The sequence below is a fragment of the Mesorhizobium sp. M7A.F.Ca.US.008.03.1.1 genome, from assembly GCF_003997495.1.
GTDB lineage: Bacteria > Pseudomonadota > Alphaproteobacteria > Rhizobiales > Rhizobiaceae > Mesorhizobium.
Window position 1 is genome coordinate 1 of sequence record NZ_RZRU01000057.1, and the last position, 608, is coordinate 608.

The window sequence follows — 608 nt, forward strand, 5'->3', positions numbered from 1 at the left end:
CTCGAGGACGTCTACATCCTCCTGCACGAGAAGAAGCTGTCCAACCTCCAGGCCATGCTGCCGGTTCTCGAAGCCGTCGTGCAGACCTCGAAGCCGCTGCTCATCATCTCGGAAGACGTCGAAGGCGAGGCTCTGGCCACGCTGGTCGTCAACAAGCTGCGTGGCGGCCTGAAGATCGCCGCCGTCAAGGCGCCGGGCTTCGGTGATCGCCGCAAGGCCATGCTGGAAGACATCGCCATCCTCACCGGTGGCCAGGTCATCTCGGAAGACCTCGGCATCAAGCTCGAGAACGTCGGCCTCAACATGCTCGGCCGCGCCAAGAAGGTGTCGATCTCCAAGGAGAACACCACCATCGTCGACGGCGCCGGCAAGAAGGCCGAGATCCAGGGCCGCGTTGCCCAGATCAAGCAGCAGATCGAAAAGACCACTTCGGACTACGACAAGGAGAAGCTGCAGGAACGTCTGGCGAAGCTCGCCGGCGGCGTTGCGGTGATCCGCGTCGGCGGTGCGACGGAAGTCGAAGTCAAGGAAAAGAAGGACCGCGTCGATGACGCCCTCAACGCGACCCGCGCGGCCGTCGAAGAAGGCATCGTTGCTGGTGGTGGCGT

Annotated in this window: 1 protein-coding gene; it reads left to right on the top strand. The window is 63.2% G+C overall.

Going from position 1 to position 608, the window contains the following annotated elements; translation table 11 throughout:
• On the top strand, positions 1-608 hold a 608-nt coding region (locus EOA16_RS32420), incomplete at both ends, for a TCP-1/cpn60 chaperonin family protein (RefSeq protein ID WP_281035985.1).